15 protein-coding genes are annotated in these 17,913 nt (G+C 46.9%); 5 read left to right on the top strand and 10 right to left on the bottom strand.

What is annotated here, in order from left to right:
• The 4 genes from QUA74_RS15465 to QUA74_RS15450 form a co-directional block, all read right to left on the bottom strand.
• Positions 1-2,281: DUF4347 domain-containing protein (locus tag QUA74_RS15465; RefSeq protein WP_333330408.1), on the bottom strand; the 2,281-nt coding region annotated here is incomplete at its 3' end.
• A gap of 772 nt (positions 2,282-3,053) precedes the next feature.
• Entirely contained in the window at positions 3,054-5,150 is a 2,097-nt protein-coding gene (locus QUA74_RS15460; protein WP_333330405.1) for a prolyl oligopeptidase family serine peptidase, read from the bottom strand.
• A 321-nt stretch (positions 5,151-5,471) separates the two neighbouring features.
• Complete coding sequence (recR, locus tag QUA74_RS15455) at positions 5,472-6,065, bottom strand: recombination mediator RecR (RefSeq protein ID WP_242725844.1); 594 nt, start codon at positions 6,063-6,065, stop codon at positions 5,472-5,474.
• 40 nt (positions 6,066-6,105) lie between these two features.
• Positions 6,106-6,474, bottom strand: a complete 369-nt coding sequence (locus tag QUA74_RS15450; protein WP_333330402.1) for a translation initiation factor — start codon at positions 6,472-6,474, stop codon at positions 6,106-6,108.
• Between the two features lie 240 nt (positions 6,475-6,714).
• Between QUA74_RS15450 and trpB the strand changes: the two genes are divergently transcribed.
• The 3 genes from trpB to QUA74_RS15435 all read left to right on the top strand — a co-directional run bounded on the left by trpB (position 6,715) and on the right by QUA74_RS15435 (position 9,238).
• Positions 6,715-7,953, top strand: coding sequence for a tryptophan synthase subunit beta (trpB, locus tag QUA74_RS15445; RefSeq protein WP_333330400.1), 1,239 nt, complete (start codon positions 6,715-6,717; stop codon positions 7,951-7,953).
• 69 nt (positions 7,954-8,022) lie between these two features.
• Positions 8,023-8,529: a CAP domain-containing protein gene (locus QUA74_RS15440; RefSeq protein ID WP_333330397.1), complete on the top strand. Its 507-nt coding sequence runs from the start codon at positions 8,023-8,025 to the stop codon at positions 8,527-8,529.
• Positions 8,530-8,605: 76 nt separating this feature from the next.
• Positions 8,606-9,238 carry a ribonuclease D gene (locus tag QUA74_RS15435; RefSeq protein WP_333330416.1) on the top strand — a complete coding sequence of 211 codons (633 nt, stop codon included), beginning with the start codon at positions 8,606-8,608 and terminating at the stop codon, positions 9,236-9,238.
• A gap of 319 nt (positions 9,239-9,557) precedes the next feature.
• Here the strand turns inward: QUA74_RS15435 and QUA74_RS15430 are convergent, their stop codons facing one another.
• Entirely contained in the window at positions 9,558-10,625 is a 1,068-nt protein-coding gene (locus QUA74_RS15430) for a hypothetical protein (RefSeq protein WP_333330394.1), read from the bottom strand.
• Positions 10,626-11,230: 605 nt separating this feature from the next.
• Complete coding sequence (locus QUA74_RS15425; RefSeq protein WP_333330391.1) at positions 11,231-12,358, bottom strand: HetZ-related protein 2; 1,128 nt, start codon at positions 12,356-12,358, stop codon at positions 11,231-11,233.
• A 145-nt stretch (positions 12,359-12,503) separates the two neighbouring features.
• On the opposite strand from QUA74_RS15425, the gene glyS reads away from it, so the two are divergent.
• Together glyS and murD are read left to right on the top strand one after the other, a co-directional pair.
• Entirely contained in the window at positions 12,504-14,651 is a 2,148-nt protein-coding gene (glyS, locus tag QUA74_RS15420) for a glycine--tRNA ligase subunit beta (RefSeq protein WP_333330388.1), read from the top strand.
• A 436-nt stretch (positions 14,652-15,087) separates the two neighbouring features.
• Positions 15,088-16,434 carry a UDP-N-acetylmuramoyl-L-alanine--D-glutamate ligase gene (gene murD / locus QUA74_RS15415; protein ID WP_333330384.1) on the top strand — a complete coding sequence of 449 codons (1,347 nt, stop codon included), beginning with the start codon at positions 15,088-15,090 and terminating at the stop codon, positions 16,432-16,434.
• Between the two features lie 138 nt (positions 16,435-16,572).
• On the opposite strand, the gene QUA74_RS15410 is transcribed toward murD, so the two are convergent.
• From QUA74_RS15410 to QUA74_RS15395, 4 genes are all read right to left on the bottom strand, one after another.
• Entirely contained in the window at positions 16,573-16,746 is a 174-nt protein-coding gene (locus QUA74_RS15410) for a hypothetical protein (RefSeq protein WP_333330381.1), read from the bottom strand.
• 36 nt (positions 16,747-16,782) lie between these two features.
• On the bottom strand, positions 16,783-17,145 hold the full coding sequence (locus tag QUA74_RS15405) for a hypothetical protein (protein WP_333330413.1): 363 nt from the start codon (positions 17,143-17,145) through the stop codon (positions 16,783-16,785).
• Positions 17,114-17,296: a hypothetical protein gene (locus tag QUA74_RS15400; protein WP_333330378.1), complete on the bottom strand. Its 183-nt coding sequence runs from the start codon at positions 17,294-17,296 to the stop codon at positions 17,114-17,116. Before QUA74_RS15400 ends, QUA74_RS15405 begins: the two co-directional genes overlap by 32 nt.
• A gap of 195 nt (positions 17,297-17,491) precedes the next feature.
• The gene (locus QUA74_RS15395; RefSeq protein WP_333330376.1) at positions 17,492-17,902 is read right to left on the bottom strand and encodes an MAPEG family protein; all 411 of its coding nucleotides are present in this window, start codon (positions 17,900-17,902) and stop codon (positions 17,492-17,494) included.
• Between the last annotated feature and the right edge of the window lie 11 nt (positions 17,903-17,913).

Raw genomic sequence — 17,913 nt, 5'->3', positions numbered from 1 at the left:
GGCTTGGCCCGTTGTTGACTGTGGAAATTGTGTAAGTAACTGTTGCACCCGGTGCTGCTGCCGTACTCCCGGTTTTGGTGGTAACGACATCGGCACTAGGTGTCAGAGGTGTGGTGACTGTAGCTTCGTTGTTGCCCGGAGTGGGGTCAGCGGTAGGTGAGGTACTTCTGGCGGTGTTGCTGACGCTGCCGGATGCAGGTGCGATGAAGCTGACTGTGTTGGTGACGGTGGCACCGCTGGCTAGGCTAGCAACTGGCGCGAAGGTGACTATACCTGTAGCGGGATCGTAGACACCGCCGTTGGAGGGGATTACTCCTGTTAAGTTGGGAACGATGCTGTCGGTAACGGTGACGTTATCGGCAAGGCTTGGCCCGTTGTTGACTGTGGAAATTGTGTAAGTAACTGTTGCACCCGGTGCTGCTGCCGTACTCCCGGTTTTGGTGGTAACGACATCGGCACTAGCAGCAACAATTGTAGTTGAGACTTGAGAGATGGGTTGGGAACTATTGTTGTTAGCTAGATTTGGGTCGAAAGTGCTGGAGGTGCTATAGGCCGTGTTAGTTAAGGCAGCGCCGAGTGTTGGGGGAACTATTGCGGTTATGGTGCGGGTGGTGCTAGCACCGTTAGCCAGAGTCGGAATCGCCGGCCAGATGACCGTCCTCGTTGTGGGATTGAAACTACCGTTGTTGTCAGTGCTGACGAAAGTTAAGCCCTCTGGGAGCGGATCTTGAATCAGGACGCTTTCGGCGCTGTTTGGCCCGTTATTAGTGGAAGTAATAGTGTAGGTAATCGTGCTGCTGGGTGTGGCGAACAGCGGGCCTTTTTTAACAATGGAAACGTCGGCTACGAGTGTAGGCTGATCTATACTTTCGACTATGACATTGTTAATTTCGTGAATGTTTGTGTTTCCCCCTGTCGAAGCAGCAAAGCCAAATTTAAAAGTACGTGGCACTTCTCCGTTTACGCTTGCCAAATTTGGTATGTCGAGCAGTGTTTCGCCCACATCATCAAAGCGGTCGTTGCTGTTCAAGTCGAAGGCAACTGTCAGACGGTTAGGTGTTGCTGAAGTCGTCGGGAATAAGGTAACTTGAACCCTTCTTTTAGCAGCACTGCGAGTGGTTGTATCTTTATTATCTATGCCAATGGTAATGGGAGTGTTAGTTAAAAATCTATAAGATGTGCTTTGGCTGCCTCTAATTCCTAGTGCATCAGGTGTCGGTCCCGGGCCGCCCACACGCCCTGCCGTGGGATTGGAAAAATTGCCAAACTCGTCTAATCCGACACCTAAATAACCTCCTAAAATACCGGGTGAAGTGGGAGTATTAGTATTCTGAGCATAGCCGAGAGAGCCGCCGAAGCCTCCCGCTTCTGTTGGCGTAGCTGTTCCGTCAATGAGGAAAAAACTAATGCCATCGGCACCAAGGAGGTTACCATTCGGATCAGGGACAGTACCTCTGTTATAGGCAAAGAAATCAAAGGTAACTCTCAGACCCTCCGTGGCAGAGATGGGGTTGTTGTAGATTACAAAAGCTGCTTGGTTAAAGGCGTTTGATGTTAATCTCAAAGTACCTGTTCCGGGTGTATCGCCAATCCCTAAAGCGGGAATAACGCCGTTGGGATTGGCGGCACCTGCGGTTAAGCCTGGGTTAGCTGTAGAGGCGTTGCCAACTCCATATATCCAAGGCCCGATTACTGTTGAATTTTTAAATTCTTCAGCCGCTAAGGTTGCCAGGACTGAGGTGTAGCCCTCTAGGACTTTTTTTTCAAAGGCTAGTTCGGTATTTATTTGTCCTGTAGTAATTTCTAATTTCCAGTCGCCGCCTAGTGCTGCACTCCCTGTTAGATTGTTGGAAGCCGCAACATTTGCTCCTGTTATTTTGCTGAGTTTTTGTATGAATTTTAGACCTGATTCCCCGGCGCCTGTGTTGCAACTTAACAGCAGAATACTACCTGTTTCGTTGAGAGCTTTACCCCACTGCTGCAATTGGCTGGAATAGGTTTCTATATTGTGAATATTGAGTTCTGTTGAGCCGATTTCTACTGATGCTGAGGCGCCGTGAGCAACTATTTGAATGCTGTTGAGGCTGTGCCTCGATGCTGCAATTTCGGCAATTTGTTCGATTCCATCCCGGCTTCTATCGAGCAGGACTACTTCTGTATCGCTTTTCACTCCCCTGAGGAACTCTTGGTAGTTTTCTACTTTTGAATCCACAATTGCTAGATTTTTTCGACTAGCCGTCACTGCTTTATGGCTAGCTTGTCTCAAGATTTTATTCTCCATATTGGTAGATTTCCGTGTGTGTGTAGATGACAAATTTGACAGATTTGGGAGAGTTTTCATTTTTGGTTAATTTGGTTGCTAAATCTAAGCTACCCCTGTTCATAAATGACGATAAACTTTCAACTATAAAGTTTAGAAAATTATTTTTTTGTGAGACATAATAGTTACCTATATTTGTTATGTGTGATGTTAGTCAATCCGTAGACAGGATTTACTGCGATCGCCCTGGGATGTCCTGATGCGGCCGATTGCTGCAACTCCTAACAGGAATAAGGGGTAACAGCCTTTGTGTTAGTCAAGATGCTCTATTTTTGGGAAAAATGATCTCAGGTCTAACGTTAGTTATATGGTAAATTACTTACGGATCCATCAGCATAAGGGGTCTCACCCCTCAGGATAATTTTCTGAGTCGGGTGACATCAAGGCTGGCTCAGACAACTTGAACCGTAAATATACTGAAAATATTAATTTCCTAAAAATTGGCAGATTTTGACTTTGAGGTGCGATCGCTGTTAAAAGTTGAGAGTACCGTATTTCTAGAGATTTATACTTATACTAATTGGGTGTGCAGTAAACTCACAGCCATGTAATAATAGCAACATAGCGCTACAAAAGTTAACAAAAAAAGTTGACAAATTATATCTGTTAATACCAGAATTGCGGTGACAAAAAAGAACGATCGCCCTTGAATACAAAAAGAACGATCGCCCTTTACACCCTCTTTATATCTAAATCATCAAACTGCGTCGATCGCACCCTCTAACGCGGCTTGCTAAGCGTCAATATCGAGTTCGCGCACTAAAAAAGCCCATTCATCAGCCAATTCTTCAATCACTTTAGCAGTAGGTTTGCCGCCCCCGTGTCCCGCTTTAGTTTCAATCCGAATTAACACGGGTTTTTCTCCCGCGTGGGTTTCTTGCAAAGCAGAAGCAAACTTGAAACTGTGGGCCGGAACCACGCGATCGTCGTGATCGGCAGTTGTAATCATTGTCGCCGGATAAGCCGTTCCCGGTTTGAGGTTGTGCAGGGGAGAATAGCCGTAAATTGTCGGAAATTCCTCGGCATTATCGGGAGAACCGTATTCCGAAGTCCAGGCCCAACCAATGGTAAACTTGTGGAATCGCAGCATATCCATAACCCCGACTGCGGGCAATGCCGCGCCGAACAATTCCGGTCGCTGAGTCATGCAAGCCCCTACTAATAAACCGCCGTTGCTACCGCCTGCGATCGCCAATTTGGCAGGTTTGGTGTATTTGTTTTCGATCAGCCATTCAGCGGCGGCGATAAAGTCGTCAAACACGTTTTGCTTGTTCAACTTTGTCCCTGCTTGGTGCCATTCTTCGCCGTACTCGCCGCCGCCCCGCAAACAGGCGATCGCATAAACTCCGCCCAGATCCAGCCACACGACATTGCTAATCGAAAAACTTGGAGTTAGCGACACGCCAAAACCGCCGTATCCGTAAAGATAAGTGGGGTTATTGCCATCAAGCTGCAAGCCTTTTTTGTGCGTGATAAACATCGGTACTTGCGTGCCGTCTTTGCTGGGATAAAATACTTGCTTTGTCTCGTAATCGTCGGGGTTAAAATCTACATTCGGTTGGCGGTAAATTGTGCTTTCGCCTGTCACCATGTTGTAGCGGTAAATCGTGTTTGGTGTAGTGAAACTCGTGTAAGCATAAAAAGTTTCGGTATCGTACCGCTTGCCACCAAATCCTCCCGCCGAACCGATTCCCGGCAAAGCTATTTCTCGCGTGAAACAGCCGTCTAAGTTGAAGATTTTAATTTGAGTGTAAGCATCTTTCAGATAAGAAGCCACAAATTGATTGTTGAGGATGCCAATACCTTGGAGGGTTTCGGCTGCTTCGGGGATAATTTCTGTAAATTTCCCTTGACTGTCATCGCCAGCGAGGGATAAAGGAGGGGAGTTGTTGGTGTCGATCGCAATTACCCGGCCACAGGGTGCATTTAAGTCAGTTTGAAACCAGAAGAGAGGGCCTTCATTGTCGATGAAGCTGTACTCTGCCTCAAATTCGTTAATCAGTTCTACAACGGGCGATTCAGGGGCAGTTAAGTCTTTATAGAAAATCAGGTTTTTTGTTTCAGTTCCCTGCCAAACTGATACAATTAGATATTTGCCGTCTTCAGTGACGCCGCCGCTAAATCCCCATTCTTTTTGGTCTTGGCGAGCGTAGATTAATACGTCTTCAGATTGGGGCGTGCCGATTTGGTGGTAAAACAGTTTTTGGTAATAGTTAACTTCTTCGTGCTTGCTTTTTTCGTTGGGTTCGTCGTAGCGGCTGTAAAAAAAGCCTTTACCGTCGTGAGTCCAAGATGCGCCTGAGAATTTCACCCACTTTAAATTATCGGATAAATCTGCGCCTGTTTCGATATCGCGGACTTTCCATTCTTGCCAATCCGAGCCGGAAGTTGACAAACCGTAAGCCATATGTTTGCCGTCTTCGCTGATAGCTACGCTACCCAAAGCAACGGTTCCATCTTCTGAGAGTGTGTTGGGGTCAATTAATACTTTGGGTTCGCAGTCAAGGGATGTTAAAGTATAGAGTACGGATTGGTTTTGCAGACCGTCATTCTTGTAGTAGAAATAGCGAGATCCTTCTTTGAAAGGTATGCCGTATTTCTCGTAATCCCAAAGTTGAGTCAGACGCTGTTTGATTTTTTCGCGCGCCGGAATTTCGTTGAGGTAGCCGAAGGTGACTGCATTTTGGGCTTCCACCCAAGCTTGGGTTTCCTCTGAGTCAGGATTTTCCAGCCACCTGTAAGGATCGGGTACTTTGACGCCGTGGTAGTCGTCTGTTTGGTCGATTTTGCGGGTTGTGGGGTAGCTTAAAGGTCGATCGAATTGGGTCATGATTTTTACTCTCGGTAACTTTGTCCAGTTTACCCTTTCGCGGCAGTGACGACAGGGAACAACGAAACTCAAGACCAAAAACCAAATACCAAATACCCGACAGGTTGAAACCTGTCGCTACACAGACAAAACCCGCCGACGCGGGTTTAATATCTTACAATTTTGTCATTGCGAGCCTCAGCGAAGCAATCGCAGAAGCTTAGGATATAGCTCTCGTCGCATCAATTGTCAACTCTTCATCCTCTCTTCTCTTCGTTCGTGTCGTTGGCGTCTTCGCGGTTCGTTTCTCTTATTTTTAAATCAGCCCTCACCCGTTTTCAACTAATCCAACTCCCTCCTTCCTTCCAAAGCACGAGCCAATGTAACTTCATCGGCATATTCCAAATCTCCCCCCATCGGCAAACCAAAAGCTATGCGCGTCACTAGGGTAAAAGGTTTTAATAAGTGACCGATATAAAGAGTAGTAGTTTCGCCTTCCACGCTAGGACTAATAGCAATAATTACTTCCTTAATCTTTTGCTGACTGACGCGGCGGACTAATGGTTGAATGTTCAATTGTTCCGGGCCAATTCCATCCATGGGCGAGATAACGCCGCCAACAACGTGATATTTGCCCATATACTCCCGCGTTTTTTCTAAAGCAATTACATCGCGGGATTCTGACACTACACAAATGGTATGACTGTCGCGGTTGGTATTGCGGCAGATTTCGCAAACAGGGTCAGCAGATAAGTGAAAGCATACTTGACAGAAACCTACTTGCTGTTTGGCATCAATCAAAGATTTAGCTAGGGCTTGCACTTCTTCGTCGGGCCTCTTCAAAATATGTAAAGCTAAACGCTGGGCTGTTTTTGGGCCGACTCCGGGCAAGCGTTGCAATTGTTCGATTAAACGAGCTAAAGGTCGAGTGTACATGAAGGTTAAAAATTAAAACACGGTAATGACTAATGACTAATCATCCTCCACTAACTTTAGCTTTATAGCCGAGTTTTGTGAGAATTTCGAGAAGTTGTTGAGCTCGATCGCCCTGAAGTTCGATTTCATTTTCCTTAACCGTCCCTCCTGCACCGCATTGAGCTTTAAGCTGCTTTGCTAAAGCTGCCAAAGTTTCAGGTTTTCCCTGAAACCCGGTGATGACAGTGACAGTTTTGCCGCCGCGGCCTTTGCGAGACGCTTGCACTCTCAAATTTTGTTGAGCAGGCGGGACTTCGGCAACTCCTCTTTCGAGGGCGGCCGAATTGTCAACATTGCCAAACTCGGAGTAAACTATTCGTTTGCCGTCTGTCGTCTTGATATCAGAATCTTTGCGTTTTTGGGCTGCCATATGTTAAAATGCCGGAACTTTTATTACGGGTATTTCTAGTTTTAGTGAATTGGGGTATGGTTGCGATCGCTCGTTTGCGATCCCATCTTCTACCTATTGTATGAACCCGTCAAGGATTCAAGGAATTATAATGAAATTTGTTCGATCGGCTCAAGTCCCCAAGCGATTTGGTACGATCGACACCAAGCCTATAGCTTACCCGCCAATCTAAAAAATCTAAAATCTAAAATCTAAAATCAAATGACTGTCACTCCCCTGCCTCTCACCACCGAAACCAGCGCCCAACGCCCCGACTCCCTCGGCAGATTCGGCAAATTCGGCGGTAAATACGTCCCCGAAACCCTGATGCCGGCTTTGTTCGAGCTAGAAGCCGCTTTCCACAAATACAGCAGCGAACCGGAATTTCAACAGCAACTCCAACAATTGCTCAAAGATTATGTCGGCCGCCCCAGCCCTTTGTATTTTGCCGAACGCCTCACCGAGCATTATGCTAAAGCAGACGGAACTGGCCCGCAAATTTACCTCAAACGCGAAGATTTAAACCACACCGGAGCTCACAAAATTAACAACGCTTTAGCTCAAGCATTGTTAGCAAAACGTATGGGCAAAAAGCGGGTAATTGCCGAAACAGGTGCCGGTCAACATGGCGTTGCTACTGCCACAGTTTGCGCTCGTTTCGGGATAGAATGCGTTGTCTACATGGGCGTTCATGACATGGAAAGACAGGCTTTAAATGTGTTTAGAATGCGGCTGATGGGAGCCGAAGTGCGGCCGGTGGCGGCGGGTACGGGAACGCTGAAAGATGCGACTTCCGAAGCGATTCGCGACTGGGTAACAAACGTGGAGACAACTCATTACATTCTTGGTTCCGTAGCAGGCCCCCATCCTTACCCGATGATGGTGCGCGATTTCCATGCGATAATCGGTCAAGAAACCCGCGCTCAGTGTCAGGAAAAGTGGGGTGGTTTGCCGGATGTTTTATTAGCTTGCGTCGGTGGCGGTTCTAATGCAATGGGTCTTTTTCACGAGTTTGTCGGGGAAGAAACTGTCAGATTGATCGGTGTGGAAGCGGCGGGCGAAGGCGTGGAAACTGATAAACACGCTGCTACTTTGACTAAAGGAAGTGTGGGAGTTCTGCACGGGGCGATGAGTTATTTGCTGCAAGATAATGAAGGTCAAGTAATCGAGCCACATTCGATTAGTGCGGGTTTGGATTATCCGGGTGTGGGGCCGGAACACAGTTATTTGAAGGATGCGGGTCGAGCTGAATATTATAGCGTAACGGATGCAGAAGCGCTGGAAGCATTTCAGCGGCTGTCGCAGTTGGAGGGGATTATTCCAGCTTTGGAAACTGCTCATGCGATCGCCTATTTGGAGACTCTGTGCCCGCAGCTAACAGGCAATCCGCGCATTGTGCTGAACTGTTCGGGACGCGGCGACAAAGACGTGAACACTGTGGCGAAAGTTCTGAATATCTAGTTTAGCGGAATGTGGGGCGATCGCCCTGTAGGAATCGGTAACAATTAACTTTATTTCTCGTTTGATTTCATGTCCAAAGCTTTGGTTTTTATGTATTTGGGATTGTTGACAATCCTGCCTAAGTGTGACACCTTCATTCCTACGCGATCGCTGCCACAAACTCCCATGAATACTAATGTTGCTTCGAGTGCTATTACTGACTTAGAAAAAGCGGTTAACCAACAGATAAATCAATACCGAGCATCTAAAAAGTTGCCGCCGCTGAGTATCGATCCGCGAATTAGTCAGGTAGCAAGAATTCACAGCGAAGATATGGCTAAGGGTAAAGTAAGTTTTAGCCACGATGGATTTGAAGGGCGGGCGAAAGCAATTACGGTTCCTTATCAAAGTGTAGCTGAAAATCTTGCTTACAATTTTGGCTACAACGACCCGGTACGCAATGCTGTTGAGGGTTGGATTAAAAGTGACGGCCACCGTAAGAATATGGAAGGTCAGTTTAATGTGACAGGTATTGGGGTTGCCAAAAATGCCAAAGGCGAGTATTATTTTACTCAGCTTTTTGTTCGCAGTCGGTAAGCTGAAGGAAGAGGGAAGAGGGAAGAAGGCAGTCAACAGTCAACAGTCAACAGTCAACACTCAACAGTTACCAATAATGGAATTTGCAGATTTTCAAGTGTGCGATGGTGATATTCCCCATTCTCTCTTATCTTATTATTTGACTGCGCCGGCGATCGCCGTTGATACGGAAACAATGGGTTTGCTACCTTGGCGCGATCGCTTGTGTTTGGTGCAGTTGTGCGATCCGCAAGGTAAAGTTGCAGTGGTGCGGATTGCCAAAGGCCAGACTGCAGCACCGAATTTAAAGCAGTTAATGGAAGCCGAAAGTATTGAGAAAGTATTTCATTTTGCGCGCTTTGATATGGCAACAATGCGTTACAATTTAAGTATTGACATTGCACCAGTTTTCTGCACCAAGCTAGCTAGTAAACTTGCTAGAACTTATACCAACAAACACGGATTGAAAGAATTAATTCTAGAACTCGAAAAGGTAGAATTAAATAAAACATCTCAAAGTTCCGACTGGGGAAATGCGACTAATCTTTCTGACGATCAACTAAATTATGCTGCTAACGATGTCCGCTATTTGCTGAGCGCTAAACAAAAGTTGACTGCTATGTTGCAGCGAGAAGAACGGTGGGAAATTGCACAGCAATGTTTTCAGTGTTTGCCAGTTTTTGTGAGTTTGGATTTATTGCAGTATAAGGATGTTTTTGAACACGCTTGAGACTCGTGCATTTAAAAACCTCTCGCTCGGAGTAGGCGATTGATATAATTCATCTGTGTTTATCTATGTTTATCTGCCTGTATCTGGGGTTAAAAAAAGAGAATTTCGGGACCGCAGATGACAATGGATTCACGCAGATTCACGCAGATGAAGAAAGAGAATAGAGAGCTGAATAATTCCGATGCTAACAGATTGGATATTAAATCCCTACTGCACAAACTTTCGTCTACGCGGACTAATAAATAAAGGAGAAATATAGGCAGAAACCGGGTTTGTGAGGTAAGCGAGTCCGATCGCGAAAACAGTCATCTATGGCTGATTAGGGCTGATCCGGATTGTGTTCGTGCAGCAAAGCTTCCATTTGGTCGTCAAGATTTCTAATCACCTGTTCCAAAGCGGGCAACCCCTCTAAAGGCAAAGAAGAAAGCCGAGTTTGATCGCGAATTTGATTCACTTTCCGCTGCAATTCTTCGGCAAGCCGCAGCGCGTCCCGACTCAAATTAGACAACTGCTGCTGCTGGTAAAACCTCAAAGCTGCCCCCCGTAAAACTTGCAGGGTGGCTTCTTCCTTGCCACCCACCGTCATTACCCGTAAGCGCAACAGCAAATGAGTGTTTTGATATATGCGTTCAACTTCGACTTGTTTGGGCTGTTCCACCGGGCCAGCAGGCATATCTGTCAGCCGCTTCAACTCCTCAATGACCTCTTGGAACAGGACGATATCGATACCTTCGAGCATCGATTTCAAAACGCCGTCTTGACTCCAAAGAATGCGGCCGTGGGACTGGTGCCGCTCAAAAAATAGGCGGCCGATACCCTCTCGCAGCACTCTACCGAGCAATTCTTGCAGCAGTTGGGGCGCGGGCAAAGCTGCCAAAACTTCCACTCGGCTTGACAAGTGCAAGGCCTCGACATTCAAAACCGATAGCTGTGTCGGTGTCGGGGGAACCTCAGCGCCCGCAGGTTTAAACCGCTCAGGAGTGGGCATCGAGGGTTCGGGCCCTGACAGCAGCGTTTCTGCTGTGGGGCCTGAAGTTGCTGATGCGGGATTTTTGGGTGTTGGGGCTGCGGCGGTTTCTGTCTGGCTGGGTTCTCGAAGCTGGTTCCCGTGCAGCAAGTAAGCTGAGAGCATCGAGCGCTGAGTTTCCGAGGCAATTGGCTCTGTTGTGACTGAGCAATTCATGTAAGCTAAAATCCGCTGCACGTAGTCCAAGGCGGAGTCATCTTGGGCATCGACTACGCCCAATTTAAACAGATTGCCTTCTAGAGATAAAGGCAAAACTTGATAATAAAGGCAAGCTTCAAAGGGGACAACTGTGTCGATTAGTTGAAATATTCGATCGGAGTCCATTGTAGCTGCCGAGTCTGTTGAAGATGTATGTACCATTAGCTGCTTTGTAGTTGGAAGCGCGATCGAGCGCGACGCACCAACCTGATGCGATAAAATTAAACGCTGCAACTTCCCTGACGGAGGAATTGGTCTAACAACCGGAAGCTTTTATTAAAGAAAAATCCTTAGTCCCAGAATTTTCTCCCTTCTGTATTGCAGCCTCAAATTCTACCAAAAGATTGAGAACTAGATGATGACTAGCGCAGTCTAGACCCACTATCATCGATCGCCCAAGACAGATTCCCGTGGCTAGCAACAATAGAATTATGTCAGGAATACGCAAGTATTACAGATGCACCACAACCGATGATTTACGGGCAACCGCTGAATTTAGGATTGGTTAAAAAATCCTGAAAAGTCGATCGTGCTGCTAGTATCTTAGCCCAGAGAGTTGACTGCGATCGTCTCCGATCGCGATCGTCACGGCAGCGCCACGATATCCCGATCGCTCTAACCTGAATTGATACAAGGGGCGATCGCGCGGTTTTCCACGGGGAAACTCGCAGTAATCTGTGGCTGTTCGGGAATAGATTTGTAGCGGCGATTCTGAAAAATGCTACCGCCCATTAACAATTAGCAATTGCCCGCCACCCATTACCAATCTACTCGTTGCGGAGGGATTGAGCTGCTAAATAGAGTTTGCTCCACTCGCCGATGACTTGATTGGTTTTCAGCTTTAATTCAGATGCGATCGTCTCTACACTTTTCCCGGCTTTCAGCGATTCTACCAACTGCCGCTGCACCGGCGTGAGGTTTTGTAAATATTGCTCCCACTGAGCCGGAGTCAAGCCCAAACTGTGTTCTTTGAGCGAAGTTTCCAGCCAGTTGGCGACTAATTCCGGTGCTTGTTTGACCGCAAAAACCCGAATCGCGTGGTAACTGACTTTTTCTCGCAAACGGTAAATTTGCTTGATCGGAACCTTCAAATCCTCGGCAATTGCCTCTTGGGAACGACCTTGCAGGTAAAGCTGCAGCCACCGGGAAGCCAGCGGATCGACTTCAGCGGCCAAGTAATTCTCAAATTCTTGTTGGACAATCTGCCGCTGAGTTTGCTGCTCTTCCCAAGCTTGATTTTCTCGATACTCCGACATCGCCTGTTCGTCTAGCAGGCTGAGCGGTTCGTCTGTATCGTCGGGTAGAACCTGTTCCGACACCAGCCGCACCCAGTCTCCCGCAGGCACTTGGGTCAACCCGCCCCGCTGGGCACGCCGCAGGTAGTTGACAAAACGGTACACCAGCAGCGGCTGGTTGCGAATCGGCCGCAAGCAGTATTCTTCTGTGCTCGCTAGCAGCAAAGCATTTCGCAGGCGTCTGTCTGAGGTGCATTCGGCAATCCAGGCGACTTGCTGCTGCAGGTAGCGATCGGAATTGAGCATTTCCTGAATCACTTCTTGTAGTACCTCCACCGCACTCCGCTGTCTGTCGCGACTCAGGGAAACCCACGCTTGGATTTTTTGTCGGAGCACAACCAAACCGCCGAGCCGCCCGATCAAGTTGCGGTAAGCTTTTTCTGGGGGTACTCCCAGATACCGAGAAATCAAAATTCGATATAAAAAGTCGATCGCCCCAGAGGCGACAGACAATTGAGTTGGGCTAAGAGTGTCAAATCTTTCGGGCTTGTCTCCCAACAGCCAGCGGACAACACTCTCGCGAGTGCTAGAACTCTCCTGCGGGCAATCTTGTTCGAGTCGAGACTTCCAATCTTGTCCTAGTCTTTGGGCCAAGGTCATGGGCTGTCGAGAATATTGTCTTTCACCCCCGATTTTACGTGGTATCCTGGATTTTTGAGTATTTTTCAGATATTTCAGATATACGATCGCGCGATCGGATAAATTACCTTAAATTACCCTAAACAAAATTCCATTACGGTGCGATATGCCTAACTTTTTATTAGAACTCGGTACAGAAGAATTGCCCGCATCTTTTGTCTCAGGCAGCGCCCAGCAGTGGCAGCGACTTGTACCTGCAACGCTGGCAGAAGAATCCTTGACAAATGACTCTATTAATGTATACGCTACTCCGAGGCGTTTGGCCGTTCTCGTGAAAGGACTGTCAGTTCAGCAATTAGATAGAGAAGAAGAGGTAAAAGGGCCACCCGCAAGTTCGGCTTTTAAAGATGGCAAACCGACGAAAGCAGCCGAAGGTTTTGCGAAAAAGCAGGGCGTCGAAATTGATGCTTTGGAAGTTCGGGCTACGGATAAAGGCGATTTTGTGTTTGTGCTCAAACAGATTCCGGGGCGGATGACAGCGGATATTTTGACAGAACTTGTGCCGCAGTGGATTAATAAGTTAGAAGGCAAAAGATTTATGCGGTGGGCCGACGGAGATTTGAAGTTTCCACGCCCAATTCGATCGATCGTGGCACTGTTTGATGATAGTGTACTGCCAATTACATTGGTCAGCGGTTCGGATACGGTCAAGAGCGATCGAATTTCCCAAGGACACCGGGTGTTACATCCGCAGCCTGTCTCGATTCCGCAAGCCGAGGATTATGTCGAGTGTCTGCGGGCTGCTTGCGTGGAGGTCGATCGAACCCAGCGCAAAAATCAAATTAAAGCACAAGTAGAAGCCGCAGCGACAAAACAAGGCGGTTACGCCGACATTACCGAAGATTTGTTAGAAGAAGTCACCGACTTAGTAGAATGGCCGAACGCAGTTGTCGGCAAATTTGACGAGGAATTTTTGATATTGCCGCCGGAAGTAATCACCACAATTATTGTTACAAACCAGCGGTATTTTCCCATCCTCAAAAGCCCCGATTATCCCGAACTTCTGCCCTATTTCATTACAATTTCCAACGGCGACCCGGCTAAAGCGGCGATTATTGCCGCTGGTAACGAGCGAGTAGTGCGAGCGAGATTAGCAGACGGTCAGTTTTTCTACAAAGCAGACTTGGTAAAGCCTCTAGAGGATTATTTGCCCAAGTTGGCAACCGTTACTTTCCAGGAAGATTTGGGGACAGTGCGCGCAAAGGTCGATCGACTCTGCAAGATTGCCAGCCTCCTAGCTACTCAACTGCAAATAACAGACGAACAACAAGCTTACATAGCAAGAGCAGCCTTACTTTGCAAAGCCGACCTCGTAACCCAAATGGTTTACGAACTTCCAGAAATGCAAGGAATCATGGGGCAGAAATACGCCTTAGCAAGTGGCGAATCGGAAGAAGTAGCCACAGCGATTTTTGAACATTATTTGCCAAAAGGTGCGGGCGACAATTTGCCTCAAACTCTGACTGGTCAAATTGTCGCAATAGCCGACAAATTAGATACTTTAGTCAGCATCTTCGGCTTGGGAATGTTGCCGAGTGGTTCATCCGATCCCTTCGCTTTGCGCCGCGCTGCTAATGCAATAATTAACATTATTTGGGCGGCTCAGTTGCCAATCAATTTGCACCAGTTGCTTGCAGAAGTTGTTACCGAATTTACCGCAGCGCGCCCGCAAACATCGGCGGACTTGCTGGATCAGTTATACGAGTTTTTCCTGCAAAGAATTCGGACTTTGTTGCAAGAAGAAAAGAATGTAGATTACGATTTGGTAAATGCCGTTTTGGGAGAAAACGACCCAGAATATACTGAACGAGCATTGAGAGATTTGTTAGACGCACTGGAAAGAGCGCTTTTCCTACAACAAATCCGCAATGACAATACATTGGATCTAATTTACGAAACAATCAACCGTTCAACTCGTTTGGCGGCTCAAGGTGATTTGGATAAAATAGAATTGGAACCGAAAACGGCGGTGAAACCGGAGTTATTTCAAAAGTCGTCTGAACAAGCTTTCTATGATGCAGTCGTGCAGTTAGTGCCGCAAACCCTGCTATCCAAGCAAACTCGCAATTACCAGCAGTTGGTAGATAGTTTGACTGAAATTGCTCCGACTGTCAGCAACTTTTTCGACGGGCCAGAAAGCGTTTTGGTGATGGATTCTGACCCGGAAATTAAGCAAAATCGGTTAAATTTACTGGGTTTGCTGCGGAATCATGCGCGGGTGTTGGCTGACTTTGGGGCGATCGTGAAAGGTTAAAATTGACAAGATTTGAGTCCGCCGGGGATTGAAAACCTCCGCTTCAGTCCGCCGGGGGTTGAAACCCCCGTCTCAAAGCGAAAGTCCTCTTAAGACGACTGAAACCCACACATACCAAACTTTTCAGTCAGTTTTAACTGACTTTAGCTGTTAGACAGGGGTTTTCAACCCCTGGCGGGCCTGGCGGCAAACGAGTGGGCCTGCCGACAAACCAACTTGAGAAACGTACTTGTTAAAAATCGCCCTCCCAATAACATTAAAGCTTACCAATAAAACGAGTAAATCTATTAGGATTATTGCCGAACCGCGCGCGTCTGGGCAGAGTGCGATCGCTCTCTTAAAAAATAAGCAAAAAGGCCAATAGTCAACAACCAATTCAAGGTTAAGATATAAACTTATAAAACCAGGGAAATTCGCTCCATCACACACACAACTTATGCCGATCGCTCATATCATTGGACTAGGAAAATCAGGAATTGCCGCCGCCAGACTGCTAAAACGCGAAGGATGGGAAGTAACGCTGAGCGATCGCTCATCTTCCCCAAACTTGCTCGAACAGCAACAGGAATTCGCTAACGAAGGAATTAAAGTTGAGTTAGGTAAATCCTTTGAACCAGTCGAATCGATAGAATTAATAGTAGTAAGTCCAGGGGTTCCCTGGGACAGTCCAGCATTAGTGCGCGCCAGAGAGTTAGGCATTGAAACAATAGGAGAAATGGCTCTCGCGTGGCGTTACCTCAAATCTCCTTGGGTGGGAATTACGGGCACTAACGGCAAAACCACTACTACTGCTTTAATTGCTGCTATTTTTGCCGAGGCAGGGCTTTACGCTCCCGCTTGTGGCAATATTGGCTATGCTGCGTGTGAATTAGCTTTAGCCGAAAAACCGCCAGATTGGGTAATCGCAGAAATCAGCAGCTATCAGATAGAATCCTCGCCGTTTGTAGCGCCACGCATCGGAGTTTTGACGACTTTGACGCCGGATCACCTCAGCCGCCACAAAACTTTAGAAAATTACTACAACATTAAAGCGCATTTGCTGAAAAAGTCTGAATTGCAAGTAATCAACGGCGACGATCCTTGTTTGCGGCAACAAGGAGTTGAGGTTTGGCCGGATGCGTGTTGGACGAGTGTCAAAGGTGAAAAAGATTTGTTGGGCGATCGCACTTTTGGAGCTTACATCGAAAACGGTTGGGTAATAGCTCAAAGCGAGAAAATTCTGCCTGCTGAGTCTTTGCGGATGGTGGGAGAACACAATTTGCAGAATTTGTTAATGGCGGTGGCGGCGGCTAATTTAGCGGGGATAGATAAAAGTGCGATCGCCCGGGCGATCGCTAAATTCCCCGGAGTTTCGCACCGCCTCGAACACATCTGCACTTGGGAAGGCATAGATTTCATCAACGACAGCAAAGCTACTAATTATGACGCCGCCCAAGTCGGGTTGGCTTCTGTGAGCGCACCGGCGATTTTAATTGCGGGCGGCGACGCCAAAGAAGGGGACGATCGCGCTTGGATTGATACAATCAAGGCGAAAGCTGCTGGGGTGTTGCTAATTGGGGATGCGGCAGGTATTTTTGCCGATCGGCTAGCACAAGCAAATTACAACTCTTGGGAAATTGTCGGAACAATGGAACGAGCAATCCCGCGAGCTGCAGAATTAGCCCAACAAAATCCGGCTAAAGTAGTGCTGCTTTCCCCAGCCTGTGCTAGCTTCGATCAATACCAAAACTTCGAGCAACGGGGCGATCATTTCCGCCAATTATGCCTCGAATCCCTAGTTTAGATATGTCATTGTTCGCTGTGTACAAATTAAGATTGTTATACACAGCGAACACTAACCGAATAAAATCTGCGTTCATCTGCGTCTATCGGCTTACATCTGCGGTTAAAAATTAAAACCTCTGATTTTGGTCAATCTACTTTAACTAACAGTCTTCCAAACACTCTTAATTCTCTCCTGTTGTTCCGCTTCTAGCTCCTGAAAAACTATCATTATTTCCTCATGAGTATAATCAATAATGATTGCCGCCAAATGAGCAGCGGTTTCCGCTTCCAGCATGGCTGTTTTTAACTTTGCCATTGCCTCTTTATCCATTACCACTAAACTTTGAATAGTAACCTCACTTTCATTTTAATTGTGTCTGCACATGTCTTTTAATTGGGTCTGAAAATCAGCCATCTGAGCAGCATTTATTGTATCAGAATGCCGCGAGGATATTTTAATTTTTTTGCTGCAAATCTGAGAGAGCAATTTTTCATCAATCTCCAAAATATTGCCTTGGGAACTGACATTTTGTTGCAACAAAGTTGCGATTTCTCTTTCCAGTTGGCGATAGCCTTGCTGAAAGAAATCTTGAGAGTTAGAACGAAACAAACCGCTATTGATTTGCTGAATTTGGCTAGGTGTCAGCGATTGAGCCGAGACAGCAGCCGGAAATCCAAAAGATGCTGCTAGCCACCAGCTAAAAATTATCTGTTTGAGAATGCTGTTCATCACTGTCGGGAGGAGTTATTACCTCAGTTGGTTTCTCGTTTTCTGACTTGCTTGCTAATTCATCTTCTCGTTCAAGTTTTTCTTGCCACTCGACAAGCTGCTGAAAAAGTTTCGGGTTAATTTCAAATACGGGTTTGTTGGTTTCTGACATATTGACTCCTAACATTTATTACATTTAACTCGTTAACTGGTTCCCGGGCTCTGCCTGGGAACCCCTGTGCCGAGGCTCTGCCTCGCTTTTTCAGCAGGAAAATTGGAGGCTGAGCCTCCGGATCTGCGTTTCCAGGCTCTGCCTGGAAACGAGTAGAACGACTAGAGAAACAATTATGTCGATCGCAAGCTACGCTCAAACCTTCAGCAGCGACATAATTATGCCTGTTAAGGAACCACCAAGCAAAGCTAAAGTAGCTAAGGTACTAATACCAAATCCTGCCGCTCTTTTTTCGGCAGCTTGATAGTAACCCCAAGCAAACAAAATGCGTCCAATTATCCAAACTGCACCGATACCGGCGCCCCAAATTGGGCTGATAAATTGCGAGAACAGCCACAGCGAGGGCAAAAATAGAATCATTTGCTCTAAGGTATTTTGCTGAACTCGCAACACTCGCTCAAAGTCTGGGTTTCCTGTCATCTGCGGGGGAGAAACTTTGTGTTTGAATCTAGCTCTGCCGACGTTGATGGTAACAACGAAGTAGAGAATTAATGCTGAAACAGTAATTAGACTAGGCCAAAGTGTCGCGTTTGCTTCTGCGAGCATGATTCGGTATT

Source organism: Microcoleus sp. LAD1_D3, assembly GCF_036702135.1.
Classification (GTDB): Bacteria; Cyanobacteriota; Cyanobacteriia; order Cyanobacteriales; family Microcoleaceae; genus Microcoleus.
This window is presented reverse-complemented; position numbering and strand designations above follow the sequence as displayed.